This window comes from Kocuria sp. (assembly GCF_030536815.1).
Lineage (GTDB): Bacteria > Actinomycetota > Actinomycetes > Actinomycetales > Micrococcaceae > Kocuria > Kocuria gwangalliensis.
On sequence record NZ_JAUNPE010000195.1, the window covers coordinates 1 to 3556 of the forward strand.

Genomic DNA, 3556 nt, shown 5'->3' on the forward strand with positions numbered 1-3556 from the left:
ATTTCTCACGCACCGGGGCACATGCTCATCACGGACGCCAAGGACTCCGACTACCAGGTGCCCTGAACCGCTATTCCACGTGGTCCAGCAACTGTGCTTCCGCGAAACTCAGATACTCCCGCAGTGATTCGGCAGCCCGTTCGCGTTCACCGGCCTCCAGCAGCCGCAGCAGCTCGGCGTTGCGGTCCACGTAGTCCCCGTGGAAACCGGGATCCGTGGACATCGAGTGGAACATGAGCCGCATGCGCGCCAGCAACCGGTCCATGGTCGTAACCAGGGTGTCCGAACCGGTCAGATCCATGAGCCCGCGGTGGAAACGCTGATTGGCGTCAGCCATGCCCGTAATGTCCCCGGCCGCACGAGCAGCCCGAGCCGCCTCGATCACAGACCACAACCCCGTGAGCACCTGCTCCGAACAGGAGCCCCACAACACCGCCCCCGGCTCGATGATCCGCCGCGCGTTGTAGATCTCCCGCACATCGCCGGCAGTCGGACGTGCGACGAAGACCCCGCGATTGGGCACGCGATCAACCAGCGACTCCTCCGCCAGCATTGTGAACGCCTCGCGCAGCGTGTTCCGCGAAACGCCCAGTTCCTGGGCAATGACGTGTTCCGACAGCTTGGTCCCGGGGGCCAAATGCCCCCCGGAAATGCGCTCGCGCAGCCGACCTGCCGCGAGTGCGCGCGCCTGCGCGCGATGCGCACCGAGCGGCGTCGGCGGGCCGTGGACGGGGGCAACCGGTGCCGAGGGGGGTTCGAGTGCGAAGTTACTGGTCACCGGCCCATCCTCTCACCGCGCTAGGCGATCTCGCCCAGCGCCTGCCCCTTGCGGACGGCATCGCCCTCGTTCGGCTCGCCACGAGTCAATGTGCCGGAGCGATGCGCGCGCACGGGAGTCTCCATCTTCATGGCCTCGAGCACGAGCACGGTGTCGCCCTCGCTAATGTTCGCGCCGTCCTCCGCCGCCCACTTCACGACCGTCCCGTCCATGGGCGCGGCCAGCGTGGTGTCCGAGGCTCCATGTGCGGTCGACGCCGCAGCCTCACCGCCCGCGCCGGCCCCGCCGCCGTGCAGCAGCGCCTCCACCAAGGCGGTGGGGAGTCCGAGCTGCACGGCCTTACCGTCGAGATCCACGGTCAGGGTGGTGCGCTCGGCGGCGCCGGAGGTCACGTACGGGGACGCCTCCAGCTGCTGCGTGAACGCATCCTCGATCCACGTGGTGTACACGCCCAGCTCATCGGGAGAGGTGAAATCGAGGTGCTCCACCACCGCGCGGTGGAACGGTGCCACCGTGGGCAATCCCTTGATGCTCAGCTCCGCCAGGGCAGCCCGGGAGCGCCGCAGTGCCTGCTGCCGGTCCTGACCCCACACAATGAGTTTGGCCAGCATCGAGTCGTACTGGGGCGGCACCACGGAGCCGGAACGGACACCGGTGTCCACCCGGATTCCCGCGCCGGTGGGAGTCTGGAAGACCTCCACGGTCCCGGGCGTCGGCAAGAATCCCAGTGCCGGATCCTCCGCGTTGAGCCGGAATTCAAAGGCGTGCCCGCGCGATGCGGGGTCCTCGGTGATGCTCAGGGCCTGCCCGTCGGCCACGCGGAACTGCTCGCGCACGAGGTCCACCCCGGTGGTCTCCTCGGTCACGGGGTGTTCCACTTGCAAGCGCGTGTTGACCTCCAGGAACGAGATCAGCCCGTCCGGAGCCACCAGGTACTCGACCGTGCCCGCGCTCGTGTAGCCGGCCTCGCGACAGATGTCCCGGGCCGATTCGTGAATGGTCCTCCGCTGCTCATCGCTCAAGAACGGCGCCGGAGCCTCTTCCACGAGCTTCTGGTTGCGCCGCTGCAGCGAGCAGTCGCGGGTGCCCACCACGGTCACGTTGCCGTGGGTGTCCGCAATGACCTGGGCCTCCACATGGCGCGGCTTGTCGAGGAAGCGCTCCACAAAGCATTCACCCCGTCCGAACGCGGACGTCGCTTCGCGCACCGCTGCGTCGAACGCTGACTCGACCTCGTCCATGGTGCGTGCAATGCGCATCCCACGGCCACCGCCGCCGAAGGCCGCCTTGATGGCGATCGGCAATCCGTGTTCCTCGGCGAACGAGCGCGCCGCGGTTGCGTCCTCGACGGGCCCGTCCGTGCCCGGCACCAAGGGGGCGCCGGTGCGAACGGCGATCTCGCGAGCCGTCACCTTGTTGCCGAGGGTGCGGATGACCTCGGCGGACGGGCCGATCCAGGTGAGGCCGGCGTCGGACACGGCCTGGGCGAAGTCCGCGTTCTCGGACAGGAACCCGTAGCCGGGGTGCACGGCGTCCGCGTTCGCGCGGTCGGCCACGGCGAGCAGAGCCTCGATCTTGAGATAGGTGTCCGCGGAGGATGAGCCGGGCAGGGCGTAGGCCTCGTCGGCCATGCGCACGTGGACGGAATCGGCGTCGGGTTCGGAGTAGACGGCCACCGAGGTCAGCCCCGCATCCGTGCAGGCCCGGGCAATGCGGACCGCGATTTCACCGCGGTTGGCGATCAAGACCTTTTTCATGCTGACTCTCCTGAGGTTTCGGGTGCGTGCGCGGGGCGGGGTGTATCAACGAGCGTGAACCGGACCGCAGACCCCGGTGGAAGCTGTGCGGCCAGCGACAGGTCCTCCGGGACAACCACGCCGATCACCGGGTAACCGCCGGTCACGGGGTGGTCGGCGAGGAACAGGACCGGAACCCCGGAGTGGGGGACCTGCAGCGATCCCGTGACCACGCCCTCACTGGCCAGCTCGCCGGTGATGGCGCGTTCCAGGGCCCGCCCGTCCTCGGGTGTCTCGAAGCGCACGCCCACGCGGTTGGACTGGCTGCTGACCCGCCACTGCTGACGGGTGAGGGTCTCGAGCGCGGCCGGGGTGAACCAGTCGCCGCGGGGTCCGGTGGTCACGCGCAGCACGGTGGGTCGGCCCGGTTCGGGCAGGGTGACCGCCGGGGCCTCGGGGCGTCCCACCGGGCGCGATGCCGCGGAGCGCACCTCGATCACGCTTCCTGCGTTCAGCGCTTCCGGGCCGATCCGCGAGAGCACGTCCGTGGAGCGGCTGCCCAGCACCGTGGGCCCGCCAAAACCACCGCGCACCGCGAGGTAGGTTCGCAGGCCGGTGTGCGGGGTGCCCAGGGTGAGGGTCTCGCCGTCGTAGAGGGCAAAGGGAATGTCCCGGGGGAGCGGGTTCTCGCCCTGCTGACCGCTGACCGTGGCGTCCACGGGGGCGCCGGTCAGCGCCAGCACGTGATGGCCGCGCGCGGTAACCGACAGGCCACCCAGCAGGGATTCGATGACCGTGGCACCGTACTCGTTGCCCACCATGCGGTTGGCCTGCGCCGCGGAGACCCGATCCGCCGCGCCGGAGGCTGGCACACCCAGGTCCCCGAGGCCGGGGCGGCCCATGTCCTCCAGCATCGACTGCATCCCGGGGTCCTTGACCACCAGGGCCTGGGCGGGCTCGACGGCGTCCTCGGAAGTTTCGGACGTTTCGGCGGGTGCCGCCGGGGCCACCGCCACCTGCTCGCGCACCGCGCGGTAGCGCA

The 3556-nt window shown here is 69.6% G+C and carries 3 protein-coding genes; all 3 read right to left on the minus strand.

Going from position 1 to position 3556, the window contains the following annotated elements; translation table 11 throughout:
• Positions 1-70: 70 nt before the first annotated feature.
• Positions 71-778 carry a GntR family transcriptional regulator gene (locus Q4E95_RS11955; RefSeq protein WP_303383518.1) on the minus strand — a complete coding sequence of 236 codons (708 nt, stop codon included), beginning with the start codon at positions 776-778 and terminating at the stop codon, positions 71-73.
• A 20-nt stretch (positions 779-798) separates the two neighbouring features.
• Positions 799-2535 (minus strand): biotin carboxylase N-terminal domain-containing protein, encoded by a 1737-nt coding sequence (locus tag Q4E95_RS11960; RefSeq protein WP_303383519.1) that lies wholly within the window; start codon positions 2533-2535, stop codon positions 799-801.
• Positions 2532-3556 (minus strand): biotin-dependent carboxyltransferase family protein (locus Q4E95_RS11965; RefSeq protein WP_303383520.1); only part of this gene is annotated, 1025 nt, incomplete at its 5' end. The genes Q4E95_RS11965 and Q4E95_RS11960, both read right to left, overlap by 4 nt.